General features: G+C 52.5%; 12 protein-coding genes. 4 read left to right on the forward strand and 8 right to left on the reverse strand.

Features of this window, described 5'->3' with window-relative positions; genetic code table 11:
• Positions 1–3 precede the first annotated feature (3 nt).
• Both L1278_RS05415 and L1278_RS05420 read left to right on the forward strand, forming a co-directional pair.
• Positions 4–957 (forward strand): type IX secretion system membrane protein PorP/SprF, encoded by a 954-nt coding sequence (locus L1278_RS05415; RefSeq protein WP_253401665.1) that lies wholly within the window; start codon positions 4–6, stop codon positions 955–957.
• 19 nt (positions 958–976) lie between these two features.
• Entirely contained in the window at positions 977–2,971 is a 1,995-nt protein-coding gene (locus L1278_RS05420; protein WP_253401667.1) for an OmpA family protein, read from the forward strand.
• A gap of 305 nt (positions 2,972–3,276) precedes the next feature.
• Here the strand turns inward: L1278_RS05420 and L1278_RS05425 are convergent, their stop codons facing one another.
• The 6 genes from L1278_RS05425 to L1278_RS05450 all read right to left on the reverse strand — a co-directional run bounded on the left by L1278_RS05425 (position 3,277) and on the right by L1278_RS05450 (position 10,892).
• Positions 3,277–4,044 (reverse strand): 3-hydroxybutyrate dehydrogenase, encoded by a 768-nt coding sequence (locus L1278_RS05425; RefSeq protein WP_253401669.1) that lies wholly within the window; start codon positions 4,042–4,044, stop codon positions 3,277–3,279.
• 82 nt (positions 4,045–4,126) lie between these two features.
• Positions 4,127–6,628: a TonB-dependent receptor gene (locus L1278_RS05430; protein ID WP_253401671.1), complete on the reverse strand. Its 2,502-nt coding sequence runs from the start codon at positions 6,626–6,628 to the stop codon at positions 4,127–4,129.
• A gap of 39 nt (positions 6,629–6,667) precedes the next feature.
• On the reverse strand, positions 6,668–7,702 hold the full coding sequence (locus tag L1278_RS05435) for an alpha/beta fold hydrolase (protein WP_253401673.1): 1,035 nt from the start codon (positions 7,700–7,702) through the stop codon (positions 6,668–6,670).
• Entirely contained in the window at positions 7,680–9,236 is a 1,557-nt protein-coding gene (locus tag L1278_RS05440; protein WP_253401675.1) for a sodium/pantothenate symporter, read from the reverse strand. Before L1278_RS05440 ends, L1278_RS05435 begins: the two co-directional genes overlap by 23 nt.
• Positions 9,237–9,563: 327 nt before the next feature.
• Entirely contained in the window at positions 9,564–10,100 is a 537-nt protein-coding gene (locus tag L1278_RS05445; protein ID WP_253401677.1) for a hypothetical protein, read from the reverse strand.
• Between the two features lie 27 nt (positions 10,101–10,127).
• A complete protein-coding gene (locus tag L1278_RS05450) occupies positions 10,128–10,892 on the reverse strand; it encodes a LytTR family DNA-binding domain-containing protein (RefSeq protein WP_253401679.1) in 765 nt (254 codons plus the stop codon).
• A gap of 121 nt (positions 10,893–11,013) precedes the next feature.
• Between L1278_RS05450 and L1278_RS05455 the strand changes: the two genes are divergently transcribed.
• The gene (locus L1278_RS05455) at positions 11,014–13,179 is read left to right on the forward strand and encodes a sensor histidine kinase (RefSeq protein ID WP_253401681.1); all 2,166 of its coding nucleotides are present in this window, start codon (positions 11,014–11,016) and stop codon (positions 13,177–13,179) included.
• A gap of 406 nt (positions 13,180–13,585) precedes the next feature.
• On the forward strand, positions 13,586–14,407 hold the full coding sequence (locus L1278_RS05460; RefSeq protein ID WP_253401683.1) for an alpha/beta fold hydrolase: 822 nt from the start codon (positions 13,586–13,588) through the stop codon (positions 14,405–14,407).
• A gap of 58 nt (positions 14,408–14,465) precedes the next feature.
• On the opposite strand, the gene L1278_RS05465 is transcribed toward L1278_RS05460, so the two are convergent.
• Positions 14,466–16,271, reverse strand: a complete 1,806-nt coding sequence (locus L1278_RS05465; RefSeq protein ID WP_253401685.1) for a hypothetical protein — start codon at positions 16,269–16,271, stop codon at positions 14,466–14,468.
• An 85-nt stretch (positions 16,272–16,356) separates the two neighbouring features.
• On the reverse strand, positions 16,357–17,019 hold the full coding sequence (locus tag L1278_RS05470) for a hypothetical protein (protein WP_253401687.1): 663 nt from the start codon (positions 17,017–17,019) through the stop codon (positions 16,357–16,359).
• Positions 17,020–17,060 lie beyond the last annotated feature (41 nt).

Below are 17,060 nucleotides of genomic sequence, written 5' to 3' on the forward strand. Positions count from 1 at the left end.
ACCATGCGAAAATTAGGGGTACTTCTGGTGTTATTGCTGCTGTCCTGGAAGGGCTATGCGCAGCAGGCACCACAATATACACAGTACATCTTCAACGAGCTGATCATCAACCCGGCGTACGCGGGGAGCAAAGAGATTATCAACGCTAACCTCACCCACCGCAGCCAGTGGGTAGGTATAGAGGGGGCGCCTACCACACAGACTTTCAGTGTGGACGGTTCCTCGCGCAGCGGGCTACTAGGCTTCGGTCTCAATGCCATGAACGACGAACTCGGGGCTCAGCGCCAGATGGGGCTGCACGGCAACCTGGCTGTGCGCCTGCGGATGAGCGAAACCGCGAAACTGGCTCTTGGCTTTGCAGCAGGTGTGGCACAGTATACCCTCGACGGTACCAAGCTCAACACAGGCAACACCAGACCAGACCAGGCGCTTAACCAAGGTAAAGTTTCGGAGCTGATGCCTGACTTTCGTATTGGCGCCTTCTTTAACACAGAACGTTTTTATACGGGACTTTCAGTAGCCAACCTGATCAACACGGGAGGGGACGACCTGGAGGTCACTATGCCGAACCGACATTACTTTCTTTCGGCGGGCTATGTGTTGGACCTTTCATCAACGCTTATTTTCAAACCGAGTTTTCTGGTGAAAGAGGATTTCAACAGCCCGACTAGCCTGGACCTGAATGCCTTTTTCCTGCTGGGGGAGCGCATTTGGCTAGGTGGCTCGTACCGCACGGCTGTAAAGGTGCACAGCAATTACTCTGATGAATACGAGCTGGACCGACGCAACGCATGGGCTGCCATCGCGCAGCTGTATGTAACGCCGAAGCTGCGACTGGGCTACTCTTACGATGTGAGTCTGAACGCCCTGCGCCAGCACGCCAGCCACGAAATTTCATTGGGCTACTCCTTCTTCAAAAAGCAGGACAACCGAATGCTGACCCCACGATACTTCTAATTTCACCCAGAAAGCAGACATGAGATTACGATTCCTATACCTACTGATTCTTCTGGCAACACTATGCGCGCAGCCCCTTGCGGCGCAGAAAAAAGAGATGAAGGAGGCTGATAAGTACTTCAACAGCTTTGAGTACGCCCTGGCACTTGATGCCTACAAAAAGTTAATGGAGCGCAAAGAGCCGGACGCATACCTGCTAGAGCGCATTGCGGACAGCTACCGCCTGATGAACAACAGCAAGGAGGCTGAGTTCTGGTATGCCCAGGCGGCTGGTTTTGAGAATGTAACGCCAGCGAGCATCTATTACTATGCCGAAGCAGCCAAGCGCAACGGTAACTACGAGAAGGCGAAAGAAATGTATGCCAGTTATGCCCGCCGTGTACCGGAGCAGGCCACCATGGCCATGGAGAAGGCCGCATCCTGCGACACAGCCAACTTCTGGACGAACAGGCCGCTCTCTTACGAAATTGCTGTTGAGGAAAAACTGAACTCTTCCGGTGTTGACTTTAGCCCTATCCAGCTACCGAACGGCGACATGGTTTTCTCTTCAGACAGACTCCCGACAGACGAGAGCAAGAAAAAAGAGCGTTTTAACTGGACAGGCAATGGTTTTGTGCAGCTCTACTATGCCAGCATGAAAGAAGACTCTACCTGGACTGAGCCGAGCCCACTGAGTAAAGAGATCAACACAGACTTTCACAATGGACCGGCAGCCTTCCTACCAAAAGAAAATACGCTCTACTTTACCAGAACCAACAGTGTGAAGCGTAGCCAAAGCAAAGTGAACACAGACCCTACCAGTTGGGTAAATAGAGGCGATGGCAAAGGAGGTGGTAACATTAACCGCCATGAGATCTTTACAGCGCGTCGCAATGGCGAAGAGTGGGTCGATATAAAGCCCTTCAAGTATAACAAGCCACAGGAGTACTCGGTTGGTCACCCGGCCATTACGCCAGATGGCAAGCGCCTCTACTTCGCCTCGGATATGCCGGGAGGGCAAGGAGAAACAGACATCTACTACAGCGAGCGACAGCCGGACGGCAACTGGGGTGAGCCCGTGAACGCAGGCGAAGTGATCAACACAAGTGGCCGCGAAAGCTTCCCGAGCATCGGAGGCGATGGCAAACTTTATTTCTCATCTGACGGGCACGTGGGCCTGGGCGGCCTCGACATTTTCAGAGCGGAAGGAGAGCTCGGCAGCTGGACACGCGTACAGAACCTGATGTACCCGCTCAACACCTCACGCGACGACTTAGGTATAGTAGTAGACAGCTCAGGTACCAAAGGATGGTTGTCATCCGGCAGAACGAGCGAATCGGGCTACGATAACATCTATAAATTCAGAGAGGTGAACGTGGAGTGTACGCTGGTGGGCCAGACATACGAAATGGTGGACCAGCCGGGAACGCACATCAAAAAACGCGTGATGGTGGACAACGTGTTGCTGCAGCTGTTTGAAGAAAACGTAGGCTCAATGGTGGAAACGCACTCCGACTCTACCGGTAACTTTAACTACAAAGTGGAGGCGGGCATGCAGTACACTATCCGTGGTAGCAAAAAAGGTTATCTGACACAAACGATCCTATTTACACCAGATTGCCGGTTTAGTATAGACTCGCTGCTGGTGGAAATGATCATGTACCGCGATACACCGAACGTGCCAATCGTGTTGGAAAACATCTTCTACGACCTCGACAAGCATGATATCCGTCCGGATGCGGCCATCGAACTCGACAAACTGGTGCGTATCCTGAAAGCCAACCCGACTATCCGCATCGAGTTGAGCTCGCATACCGACAGCCGCCAGACCCGCAAGTATAACCAGGATCTGTCGGAGCGCAGAGCCCGGGCTGCTGTGGACTACATTGTATCGAGAGGTATAGAACGCAGTCGACTAGTAGCGAAAGGCTACGGCGAAACCAGGCTGCGTAACAAGTGCGCTGACTTCGTAGAATGTTCGGAGGAAGATCACCAGGTGAACCGCCGTACTGAGTTCAAGATCATCAGCAAGTAATAAATCAAGGTTAAACTAAAAGCCCCGGCCCTCCTGAGAGAGCCGGGGCTTTTGCTTTGCAGTCAACTGAAGTTTGCTCAGGTATAAAACCCTCGGACAAGGTATAGGAATGCCGGATGGCAGCCAGACAGAATTAAGTGAAGTAAACAAAATCATGCTGATGCAGAGAGTTTGCTGATTCCAGCTGCTTCGCCTATCAAAGGCACCTATTATCGGGATACCTGCCCGTTGTAGTTAGGTATAGCCATACTGTTAAGATGCGCTATACCTGACTGCAATAGCAGGTAAAGTGTTCTCTGAGGAAGTTACTGCGCAGACCAGCCACCATCTACCGGAAGCATGGCGCCTGTCAGTTGGCTTGCTGACTCGGAGGCTAGGTATAGCGCCAGGTTGCCGAGCGCCTCGACTTCCACAAACTGCTTAATGGGTTGCTTTTTGAGCATGACCTTCTCAATCACTTCTGTTTCCGACATCTGGTGGGCGCGCGCCTGGTCAGCGATCTGGGCCTCAACCAGCGGGGTTCGTACATAGCCCGGGCAAATGGCGTTGCACGTAATGCCGTTCGGGGCTCCCTCCAAAGCCAGCACCTTCGTTATACCTGCCACCCCGTGTTTAGCGGCTACATAGGCTACTTTGTACTCGGAAGCCCGCAACGCATGGGCCGACGCAATATTGATAATGCGTCCGAACCCGCGGGCTTTCATACCTGGCCAAACCGCTTTGGAAGCATGGAAAGTGGCCGACATGTTGATGGCGATGATGGCATCCCAGCGATCCTCCGGAAACTCATCGACCGGCGCTACATACTGTATACCTGCATTGTTGATGAGCACATCCACTTGCCCAAGCTCTCGTTCTGCCTGCTGCACCATCTCCCGGATCTGCTCCGGCTGCAGCATGTTGGCCGACGAGAACGTGACCTTTACGTTATGCTCCCGCGCCAGTTCATCGGTAATCTGCTGGCCGTTTTTCTCCAGCCCGTTTAAGAGCAAATTATATCCTTGCGCGGCAAAAAGGCGGGCTATACCTAAGCCTATACCACTTGTGCCACCCGTAATGATTGCATTCTTCATGTGTGAAAACCTATGATTTGAATATTTAACCCAAAAAAACAGAGCGCCCTTGCGGGGCGCCCTGCCTTCACCTTAATCTAATCTACCTAACGTCGTTTTTGTCCTTTTTGCCACCGAAGTCGAAGCGCAGTTCAGCGGAGTACAGGCGGCCAATAACCGGTGAACCCACAAACTCACGCTGCTCGGTATCGAACAGGTTGGATACGCTGGCACCCAGTGTGATCATCTGCGTGAAACGGTAGCCGGCGCTAACATCCACCGAAGTAAAGCCACCCAGCGGTCCGTAGTTGTAAAGCAGCGGTGCCACGCGCTTGTTTGCGTTTTCTTTAGCTGCTACTTGCGAACCAGAGTAGAAATCATACTCAGGCAGGATGCGCACATTCACAGAGCCAAAAAACTTGTTGCTAAACAGGTCGCGGGCTGTGAAGTTGAAATTGTAGCGGTGCTTCGGTGCATTCAGGCTGCTTTCGGCAGGAACCACTTTGCCGTCGCCGTTCGCGTCGTTGTCCAGGTTGTCGCGCTCTGTAATATCGGAGTTGAAGTAGGAGTACTTGGCGCCGATGCTGAAGTTGTTGTTCAGGTAATAGTTCAGGCCAAGGTCGGTACCCCACGAGTTCACGTTGCCATAGTTCAGGTAGGTGAGGTAGTAATTCAGTGCGTTAGAAGCAGCTTCTGTCACATCTTCAGTGCCTTTGCGAATTACTTTCTCTTTGCCCATAATCGGGGTGATACCAGTAAGTGGGGAGATAAAGTCCTCAGACATCGAATACCAGGTGCTCAGGTCCACATAAAACTTATCGGTCGGGGTGCCTTTGTAACCCAGCTCGAAGGTCTGCACACGCTCTGGCTCCAGTTTCGCTATCTCGCGGGTGGCGCCTGTCTCGGTGTTCTGTATGGTCAGGCCGGCGCCGCTACCTAGGATGGCCAGCGAGCCGTTGTTGAGGTAAAACTCCTGGAACTGAATAGAAGGAGCAGCATAGGCACGTCCGTAGGTGGCTCTGAAAGTACCGGCCAGCGCGTTCAGCGTCAGGGCAGCTTTCGGGCTGAACTGCGTGCCGTAGTTGTCGTGGCGGTCGATACGGCCACCAACCACAGCGCGAACACGGTCACCCAGGCCACGCTCGATCTGGGCAACAGCACCGTACTGGTTCAGGATGATGTTGCCGTTGCGGTCGTCGAGGTAGGTCAGGCGGCTGTAAGCCACATCGCGCTGGAAGCTCAGACCTGTGATCACGTCAAAACCACCGTAGCTGTTGTTATACTGCACTTCGCCGTTCAGGCGGTGGCTCTTGTCGATGAAGCCCGGGAAAGCGATGGCCGGGGAATTGGTGTATAGCTCACCTTTAGCGGCACCTGTTTTGGACTTTTCGTGCGCCACTTCCTGCGACTGACCCAGGGCACGCAAGGTATAGTAGTTGTTGGTGCGGGCGTTGATCTGGTAGGTGTCGCCGGCATCGTTCCAGGTGTTGTATACCTGCGCGAAGATGCGTGGTGTTACGATGCGGCCGTGCAAGTACTGAAAGGTCCAGCCGTCGATCTGGTTGCGGCCGTTGTTGGTTACGCCGATGTTCGAGCCCTGTCCGATACCATAGTCCAGGATCACATCCATGTTTTGGGTTGGGCTGTAGTACACGGCAGCGCTGGCACGCTTAAAATTGAAGTTGAAATCCACATCATACTCAGGCAGAGCACCCAGTGTGGCATTGTAAACGGTGTCGATGAATTCGAAGTCTTTGCCCTGCGTGTATTCTGCATTCACTTTGTAGGCAAACTTGCTGTTGATCACCCCGGCGTGGCGGGCACGGGCCGAGAGAACGCTTTGGTTTCCGGCACCTATCGTCACAGTAGTACCTGGATGGCGACGTGGATCTTTGGTGATCGTGTTGATGATACCGTTGTGCGCATTCGGACCATAAAGTGCCGAAGACGGACCCAGAATCACTTCCACACGCTCAATGTCTTCTTTGATCACGGTATTGTAAACACCGGCCGGAAGGCCGGTACCGCCCGGCAGCATGGAGTTACGGCCGTCGGTGAGCTGGAACATCTTCACGTTGAAGGCGTTGTTGAAGCCACGGGCGTTTATACCGATACCGGCCACCCCGGAGCGCACCACTTCCACGCCCTGCACCTTGTTAAGCAACTCGCCCACGTTGAAAGAAGGCAGCTCAGCCAGGTCGCGCGTGGAGATTACGCTGATGGCGGCAGGTGCCTCGGTCAGCTTTTCAGGACGACGGGAAGCTGTTACCACAATCTCTTCGCCAACCACATTGGTGGTATTCATGGACACGGTGCCGATGTCGGTTGTGCCACCAGAGGTAACCGTAATGGATTGTCTTGGGAAGGTATAGCCTACATAAGAAATACGCATGTTGTAGGTGCCGGCTGGCACATCCATAATACTGAACTCGCCGGCTGCATCGGTAGAGGCGCCTTTGGTAGTTCCTTCGAGTAAAACCGTGGCGCCCGTCAGGGGCTCCCTGGTATCGGCCCCGAGCACGCGGCCTCGCACACTGCCGCTTTGGGCCAGTGCCACCTGTGTCACTGCAAGGAGTGCGAACAGGAGAGAGTAAATTTTTTTCATGACAATGTAGGTTAGATATGTAAGGTTAAGTTTTAGATGCTATTTCAGAAAGTCCCGGATCGCTTTGTTAAAGGCCCCGGCCTGTTCGTACTGCAAAAAATGCCCTGCCTCAGGCAGCACAACCAGTTGGCTGTTAGGTATGCGGTCGCGTGCGGTTTCGGCTACGGCCTGGGTGGTCAGGTTTGGGTTGAGGTAACGGTTAGGTATAAGGGCATCCTGCGCGCCGAAAATGATTAACGTCGGTACCTGTACCTGCTGCAGTTGCTCATACACCGGCTCGTCGACCATAGCGGCCACACTACCAGCAACGGCTTTGCTGTATGCCCCGAACTCAGCCGACTGCGACATTTTGAGCCGATCATCAATCATGTATTGCGCATCGGCAGGCATCTGGTGGAAGTTCACTTTAAAGTTGGCTACTACTTGCTCCGGGGTGGTTTTCTGCACACTTTCCGGCGTCACTGTCATTTTGAAGAGCTGTTTTTGCTGCTCGGTGAAGGTTTCTATACCTGCTGGAGCGGCCAAAATCAGATGCTTGATGCGCTGGGGTTGTTTCAGTGCGGCCGTGATGGCGATCTGCCCGCCCATGGAGTGTCCAACTAAGGTAGCTTGTTTAATTTTCAGCGTATCCATCAGGGCCAGCACATCATCTGCATAAGTAGCCATACCTGCCGTTATACCTGTTTTGTCGGACTTGCCGTAGCCGGGCAGGTCGATGGCGATGCAGCGGTAGTGCTGGCTTAGTTCGGCCACATTCTTATCCCAGGCGGGTAGGTAGCTGCCTAGTCCGTGGATGAAGATCAGCGTTTCAGATCCCTTGCCTTCGTCAGTATAAGCTACCTTGGTGCCGTTGGGTAGCGTCGCTTTTTTGACTGCATACCTGTAGCTCAGCCCTTCGAACACGGGGTCGGCAGCTGGCGTAGCGGCTGTCGCTTCGGTGCTGGCTGTTGCCGTATTGGTCGTCTTGTCTATACCTGTAGAGGTGGCGGCAGGCTGAGCCGACTGGCAGGCTGTCTGCAGGTATAGCAAGCCAAGTGAGGCTAGTATAAGTTTAGTTTTTGAGCTCACTTTCATAAGTCGGTTCTGTTAAAAGTGAAGGATCTTCTGTTGCCCACTCAGTAGCTGGCTTTCGGAAGGCATAGTAAAAGATAAGTCCTACTGCCACGGAGGCCAGTATGGCCAGGGCGGCGGCTATACCTGGGTTGCGCACCGGTGCCTGCATGTAAGTAGTCAGGCCACCGTAGTACACGCCAAAATGCACGATCACCGAAGTGATGGACGCCGCCACCGGTGCAATCAGCGGTACACGGCGCAGGAACATGCCAAAGAGCACCGGCACGAAAGCGGCCGAGAAGTAAGCGTATACCCCGTTCTGCGCAAAAATGCCCACGCTCAGGTTCGGGTTCTGCAACTGGTCAAATGTCAGCCAGATGGTGACAGCCGCCAGCGCCACAATCACGAGTCGATTCACTAGTACGCCTCTTTTGGTGATGTTTTCGCCTACGATCGGGGCCAGGATGTCGGAGGTAATGGTGATGGACATTGATTGGATGAGACCTTCTAAAGTAGAGAGTCCCGCCGAGATTAGTCCAATAACAACCAGCAAGCCCATGTATACCGGAAACTCCTTCACTACATAAGCCGACATGATGCCGTCCACTGGCAGCGGTTGTCCGTTCACGGTCAGATCAGGGAAAGAAAGGCGGGCGTAGAGGCCTGCGAACACCACCAGGAAGAAAAGGCCCTGCGCCAGCAAGCCCGTCAGCAGGTATAGGTTCACATCCTTTTCATTCTTGAGCAAAAGCGATTTGGTGATGATGTGCGGCTGGCAAACGATGGCTACCCCGATGATGAACTGGCAGAAGATGATCTCAAAATTATCGCGGAAGAGAAAGCTTTCCGGGTTGGTGGCAGATACCAGCAAAGGGTCGATAGCCGCCAGCTTGTCCAGGAAGCCGTGCACGCCATCGCTGAAATGCTGGTAGCCGGAGCCCAGCAGGATGAACGCCACAATCAGCATCAGCACCGCCTGAATCATGTTGGTATACACCATGGAGTTGGCGCCCCCGAACATCATGTAGCCGAACACAAACACCACGATGCCGACGCACACGTGCAGTTCGTTGAGGTTGAGCACACTGGCCAACACTTTGGTGAGTCCTACGCAAATAAGCACGATGAATGTGATGAGTAGCAGCGACAGGAACGCAAAGAACATGGCATAGCCGCGACTCTTGTAGGTCAGCCCCATCCACTGGGCCATAGTTTGGGCTTTCACGGCGGTACCCATTTTGCGGAAACCCTTGGTCAGCACCACCAGCGACACCAGGGCCGCTACAGGCAGGGCAATAGCCATGGAAATAACGCCGCTGATGCCATACAGTGCCACAAAACCCGGATTGATGATGAACGTGGCGGCACTCGTCATGGAGGCAGCCAGTGCCAGACCTACAGCAACCGGAGAGAAAGTCACACTGCCGAGGGCATAGTCAGAGATGGAGCGGATGCGCAGAGCGCCCCGGATCACAAAAAACAGGATAATGCCTGCGTAGGCGAGTACGAGTACCCAACCAGCCGTAACAAGCTCCGATGATGCCATACTATTCATGCTTGATGGTATTATTACTAAGGAAATATTGAATTAATTTAGCTAATAATAAACATTGACAGAAGCCTATACTTGCCAAACAGGAATATTTAGAGGTGAAATCGGTAAGGGAGGAGGTGAGGTAAATTTCGAATGAGTGAGTGGTGAATCACCGGGATGGTTAAATGGTTGATTGTTGAATTGTTTATTCGGTGCACGACCCGCGCCCTGTTCCTGCATGACCTCCATCCTGGGCTCAGAACCCGGGACTCTTAAACTCCTCAACGTGCTCGTGCAGCCGAAGCTCAACGCATAGCAAGAGTTAAGATTGAACCTTGTTAGGAGCTTTTATTCTTTTGTTAATCTAATTTCCTTAATGATGCTGTACCCGAAGAACCCTTTCCGAGTGGTAAGAACTACGTAGTTCGCAGCTTCAACTTGTTGTCTTTCACCACTGTCAAACCTAATGTCCTTTGAATAGTCAACCAAGTTAATTTCAGCATATACAGATCCGCTCCTCCTTGCATGACTAACGCCCACGATTGGCTTTTTCAATGTCTCTGTCTGTTCCCTTCCAAAGACGGAGTTAATCAAAAATAGAAGTCCGGTAATAAAACCGCCGAAAGTCAGGATTGACCAGAATAGATGCCCGTAGTACCTAAACTTTTTACCGCTATACTCTCTCAAGTATTTGCTTGTAAGCAAGCTGAAAATAGTGCCCGCCATGGCCGCAATAAGCATGGGTAACTTGTAGTCAATTAGTGTCTTGTTGTATTGAATACCCGCATATAAAGCTGATATGCCCCCAATCAAATAGCTAAACAGAACGACCCAAGAAGTTCTTCTAGTGATGCTTTCCCTTTTTTGCTTAGCAAGCTTATTCATTAATTAAAAATTGCTGCTAACTAAACGCTACAGTATCTGCAGTCGCTTCAGCAAAGCATCGCGGTGGGTGTTGCCAATCGGGATTTGTTTGCCGCCGATGAGGATGTTGTTATCTTCGATGGCCTCGATGGCGGTGAGCTGCACGATGTAGGAGCGGTGCACGCGCATGAACTGGCCGGCGGGGAGGCGCTGCTCCAGGTTTTTCAGGCTTTGGCTGACCAGGTGCAGGTGCGAGCGGGTCTTGATGTTACAGTAGATGTCCTGCGCCTCGGCCCAGACGATATCTTCGAGCATCACTTTTTCGAGGCGGTTGCGCACTTTCACGAACAGGGCGTCGTGCAGCAGAAAATTGTCAGCCTCTACAATATCGGTGGGCTGGGCAGGTATAGCCGTGACCTGTGCCGCCTGCAGCTGCCGTGTGCCAGCATTGTGTATGGCCAGTTCGATGCTGCTTTGCAGGGTGCGGGCGTCAAAAGGCTTCACCAGGTAAGCATGCGGATTGGTTTGCTTGGCGCGGTCAATGGTCTCCTTATCCGAGAAAGCCGTCATAAAAATGAAAGGGACTTTGGTCGCCTTCGCTAACATGGCAGCGGTCTCTATGCCGTCGAGCTTGCCATCCAAGGTAATGTCGAGTATGATCAGATCCGGTTGGTGCTGGTGTACCTGCAGGAGCAATTCCTCACCCGAACTTACCGCCTGGCATACCTCATAGCCCATCGATTCCAGCGAAAGCGACAGGTTCTGGGCGATTACCACATCATCTTCTGCAATCAGTAATTTAAGCCGGGCCATAGGTATAGGTATGAGTAGAATCGGTGAGGTATAGCAGCTCAATATAGCAAAAGGTTTCCATTGGCGAAATCTCTTACATGCCGAAGTATAGCTGAACTGAGATTATTTTGTAAATTGACGTATGCTTGCGCCTTGCTATACCTGGTTTTCGCGTCGCCTTTTCAGGCTGTTCGCCTTGCTGCCTTTCCTGTTAGTGGCGCTGCAAACCCGTGCGCAGGCACCCGATACAGTAGATGTGTCGGCTTCGGAACAGCACATAGCTGATGCACTGCAGGTATACCACGACCCAGGCGCGACACTGACCGTTGACCAGGTTCAAACGCACCAATTTATACCTAACAAGACCGATGCTGTGCTGCAGTCGGGCAAAACGGTGCATTGGGTGCGGCTTGTATTGCGCAACCCCGGCAACCGCGAACAGACGCGCCTGCTCTATGCCGGCGACTGGAGTCACCTGGAGCTCTATCAGCAAAACGAAACAGGCTATACCTTAAAGCGCACAGGCCAGCTTTTGCCCATCGGGGAGCGCGACGTACCTTCTCACAAACCTTATATCCGGCTGGAGTTGCTGTCCAAGAGCACCACCACACTATACCTGCGTCTGCAAGGCGACATTGACCTTTATAAGCCGCAGGCGCTGCAGTTGCAATTGCTGCCGCCTGAACAGGTGAGCGCCACTAACAGCGACAGGCTTTTTGGGCAGGGTATATTTATCGGCATTATCCTCGTGATGACGCTCTACAACCTCGTGCTCTTTGCCTCGGTGCGCGACCGCAGTTATTTGTACTACGTGCTGGCGCTGCTGGGCACGGGACTGTACTTTATGTTCTACCACGGTTTTGCCATTGAGCTGCTCTGGCCTAACTCTCCGCTCTGGAATGCGCACAGTTTTCCGTTTATCGTCACGTTCAACGGCTTGTTCCGGGTACTGTTCACGCGCCACTACCTCAATACCCAACGCACCATGCCTGTCTGGGACAAGGCGCTTACGTTGCTGGCGCTGCTGTACATGCTGCCGGTAGGAATGGGCCTGTTGTCGTACCTCACACCGCTCGACCTGTTGCAGGCCTGCGTGAGTCTGATCGGGATAATTGGTGGGTTGGTGCTGGTGGCCATGGTGTTGACCAGTATCCAATCGCTGCGACAAGGGTATAGGCCGGCCCTTTATTTCCTGATCGCCAATGTGTTTTTTGTGGTAGGAGCCTTGCTGTTCATCCTGAAAGAGAACCATTTAGTACCGGACAATCTCGTTACGGTGTATGCAGCGCAGGTAGGTATGGTCGCGCAGGTGGTGCTCTTCTCGCTCGGTCTGGCCTACAGGCTGAATACCGTAACAAGCGAGCTCAACGCCAGGGTGCTCGAAAAGGAGCGACTCGAGCGCGAAAAAGAAACGGAGCGAAAACTGCTGATAGAGCAACAGAAGAACGAGTTGGAGGTGATGGTGGCTAACCGCACGGCAGCTCTCCGACATCGTACGCAGGAACTCAAGGATACGGTGCGCAAACTCAAGGCTTCGGAGCACAAGCTGCGCCGGCTCAACTACTTCAAGGACCGTTTCTTCTCCATCATCTCGCACGACATCCGCACGCCACTGGCCACCCTGGAGTCTTTTTTGAACATACTTGTCAACTTCTCGGACAAGATGAAGCCGGACCAGATGCAGAAACTGGCCACGCATACGCAGGTATCGGTGCGCAATTTGCAGGCCCTGCTCGAAAACCTGCTGCAGTGGTCGACGGCTCAAACGGCCTCGGGGCATCATGTGCGCTTTGAACCGGAAGTGCTGACATTGGAGGAACTGGTGAACCGCAACGTGGCTTTGCTGAATGACACAGCCGATACAAAACAGATTACCTGGCAGGTGCAGGTAGTGCCTACGTTGCAGGTTCGTGCCGATGCCCACATGCTCGACTTCGTGGTGCGCAACCTGTTGCACAACGCCATTAAATTCTCGTACCCGGGCGGACTTATAAAAATAGACGCTGAAAAAGGTCCCGACAACATGGCGACCATTGCCGTGACAGACCAGGGAACCGGTGTTAGTCCGGACGTACTGGCAACGCTGTTTAAGCTGGAAACGCCCGCCATGGCGACCAAAGGCACCGTGAACGAAAAAGGTACAGGCCTGGGGCTGTTGCTTTGCCGCGATTTTGTGGAGCGGCACGGAGGCAAAATACAGGTCGAGACAGCATTGGGACAGGGTAGTCGCTTTTACTTTACAGTGCCGCTGGCTATACCTGAACAGACAACCGATAAGTCTTTGCAGTTGGAAGGCGAGATCTGTTAAGTCCTTTCTCGTGTACCTCGAAAGTGCGCTGTCTGGCGGACTTTGGCTGCTAGCATTTGTGCTCTGGCGCCGCACCAAATGCTATTTCGGATTTATCAATCCGAAATCTAACTGTCGAGGATTTATGATCCGCATTATATGGCACGGGGATTAGGAAATTCAAAAGAGCGATGGCCAAGGAGCATGAGGTATAGGTCGGTTGCCAACTGGCTTAGAGAAAGCCCACAAGTTATACCTGCAGGGCGAGTAGTCTGGGCATAGATAACGGGTTTTCATAAGAAGTTGACCACGAAAATTTGTGCCTGCACCTGATAGAGATACGATTTGGCTATACCTCAAACGGCGCCTTTCATAATTTTCGATTAGATTTACCCATCCCCGCTATACCTTAAAATCAAAATAACCTATGCGACATCGCCTACCAGACGGACTGGAACTACACTACGAACTGCACGGAAACGCTGACGCCACGCAGGCCATGGTTTTCCTGAACGGATTGTCGCAGTCGACGGCGGCCTGGGCGGGGCTGGTGCATGCGCTGGGCAAAAAATACAGACTGGTACTGGTAGATTTGCTGTTTCAGGGGCAGTCGGATGAAGCGCCGGAGCACCGCAGCTTCGAAGAACACTCTGCTGACCTGGCCGATCTGCTCAGGAACTTGCAATTGCCTGCCGACACGATACTGGTCGGTATATCTTACGGGGGAGCGGTGGCGCAGCGTTTTCTGGTCAATCATCCGGAGCTGGTGCAGCGGGGGGTGCTGCTGTCTACTTTCCCATACAAAGACGCTTACTTCGACGCCATTGGGGCCAGCTGGAAACAGGCTTTGCTGGCAGGTGGCTACCCGCTGATGCTCGAGGTGATGCTGCCTTTTGTGCTGGGCCGCAGCTATTTCCTGAACCCGATCATCACGATAGAGAACCTCAAAAACAGCAAAACGAGCCAGAGTCCTACCCCGGAACGACTGCTCAAACTGGTGCGCGCCACCGAAGAAAGCGGCAATTACCTCGAAGAATTGAAGAAAGTGCAGGTGCCGGTGCTGGTGGTGCACGGCGAAGAAGACATGCTTTGTACCCCGGAAATGGGTCGGGCTATGTACCAGTCGCTGCCCCACGGTGAGCTGGAGATTCTGCTCCACGTAGGCCATACCTTGAACCTGGAATGTATACCTGACCTGATTCAGCTGCTAGATACCTTTGCCGCGAAGGCGCTACCTGTCGAAAGATAAATAGTCAATATGGCCTGCAGCAATACAGTTTACACAAGACCCAAGATCAGAAGAGCGTTTACAGCTTTTCCTCCAGCCACAAAAACCCGCTGCTGAGCACGAAGAGCAAGAAAAACCAGATCGCCTGGATCTGCTCTTGTGCATAGGCCTTCGCGCTTGTTACTTCCGCGTCTCGTTGCTGCGAGGCAAACCGCATAGTCGCTTCCCGTTTTTCCTGAACAGCCTGATGTCGCCAAGCCGAAGTATCCTGCACCAGAAAATAAAACGGCTCTATACCTGCTGACTCCACCACATGCCAGCCCAAACGGCGCGGCCAGAAAGTGCCTTCGTATACCTCTGGCTGATGAACGCTTTGTTGTAGCGCTATACCTGTTTGTGTTGTGTCGGCTGTACTACGGACGGTTGCCACAGGTATAGCAGAGGCTTCGATCAGGGTATAGTCAGTGAGTTTGAGTGTGACCGGCTGGAGAACCTGCGGCACTTGCGGGTTGGTAATCTGCCAGAATTTATCCTGTACCTCGCGCCTGGCTACCGACGAAAGCAAATGTGCCCAGTAGCTGGCGTAGGTGTTTTGCTTGCCTTCGAGTTGCCAGCTGAACGTTTGCGGCACCACCGACAGCGCCACCGTGCCCCAGCCTGCTTTTCTGCCCGCTGCCAAAAGGTTGTTACTTTGTTCTTCTATCAGCCCCGTTACGGCCTCGCTGCTCACCAGGGTATAAGGCGACACAGGTATAGCCGTGGCTGTGGTGCCGTTTGTCCAGTTGGCGCGGGCACTGCGGGTGTCCTGCTGCGAGAGGCGTTTGCTTTGGAAATTGGTAAAGAAGGCTGTGGTACGGTTGCCCAGTTGTTCACCGGCAACGGTCAGAACACCCAATCCGTCCTCGGTAACAGCCCGCTGCAGGGTAGCCCGCTCAGCGCTACTAATCTCCTGCAAAGCCTGCGGTTCTATGATCACCACATCAAATTGCTGCAATAATTTGGGCGTGATACGGCTTAGGTCGGTTTGCGACATGTTCAACCATTCGCTCTGGTACATCCCTTTGCTAACCGTACTGCGCAAGGCCACTTTGTGCTGTAACTGACCGAGGTGGTTTTTCAGAAACTTAAATTCGAACAGCGGGAATGACGACACCAGCAACACGGCGAGTTTGGCGGCAGTGTCTACTTTCACGGGTATCATGCCCAGCGTATCTACTTTGTCTCCTGATTTCGCAACCAAGGTATAGGTATAGCGGCCTTCCTGCTTCGGGGTATAGCGCAGCTGGAGAGTTTGCTGACCGGCTTCCTTTAAAGTAACAGAATCCTGCGCTTGCCCTGCTGCCTGCAGGTATAGCGTAGTCGGTTGGTTGCCTGCCTGGCTATATCTGCCCGCTACTGTAACCTGCTCTCCCAGCGTAATTATTTCCGGCCATGTGACAGTCGTTATACCTGTGGGAATGTCGGATAGATGCGGAACCACAGTAATGTTTTGCATTGCCTGTAGTTCCTGCTTCGTGACACCATGACCCAGCACATGCACAGTTTGTACCTGTGGCTGCTCTTGCCGGAAGGTATACAAGTCAGGTATGGTGGTTGATTTTGAAGCTTCGGTTTTGTAGGTATAGACCAGCGGCTTGGGCTCCATGCTGGCAAGCAAAGCATCCAATGTATCAGCCTCATATCCATTAGTCAGCAAAATAGCGGTGCCCGGATCGAGTGCCCGCTGGTAAGTTGGTGGGAAAAGCAACAGCACCAGACTTATGCCTGCCACCGCGCTGGCCAACAGTCGCCATACCAGCCGCCTGCGGTCAGGCCGTCGCCCCGCAAGCCAACCGAGCAGAAACACAGCTGGAATTGCAAGGAGGTATGGGAGGTATGGTGTCATTTGTCTGAATCAGGATTAAAAAAATTTCAGGATTGATAATGTTGGGGTTAATTGTTGGCTGTGACCTATCGAACGGATAGCGGCTCTAGTTATAGATTCGTCGTATAGGAGTTTTCGAAATCTCTTTTTTAGTTACTCGTCCATCAGTTGCGATTAGATAATGTGTAACTGTGGAGTCGCCCTCCACAACTTCTGTATTAGTAACTGAATCGATCTCTACCATTTCGGTTTCAACCATTATTTCTTCGTAGGTGTCTTCGGAAATAAACTTACCATAAGAGTACAGGCCCCAGCCACCGTCGCCGCAACCGGCAGCCGCTACAAAGCTATCAATGGCCTTTCCGTTTTTATCATAAATCAGATAGTGTAGCAGGTCACAGTAGCTGCTCTCATCCTGAGTTAAAACTGTAAACTCCATAAGATTTGGGTTTCTGTTCTGCCACGAATAGAAATAGTCGCGGTCGTAATCTGTACCATTGAAGACCCTATCACTCTTTTGCCAGACTAGCTTAAAGTTGGTGCTGTCGAGCTCCTTGTACTGTCCTATTCGGTTTTCCCAGTTAAAAGAGTCGATGGCGAAGCTGTCTAAATCCGAAAACTTAAAGTCAGTCTTGTAATTTAATATGGATAACTGCTTCTCTTCAACAATAGGAGCTTGTTCCACGCTTTCTGTGGTGAGTTGCTTGTTATCATTGCAGCCAGAAATAAAGAAAAACGCACTGCAAATGGTGATTAGAGATTTTCTCATTTTATAGTTTCAGGTTCTACTGCTAAGTGTGAGTTTTGCCG

Source organism: Pontibacter sp. HSC-36F09, assembly GCF_024171605.1.
GTDB lineage: Bacteria > Bacteroidota > Bacteroidia > Cytophagales > Hymenobacteraceae > Pontibacter.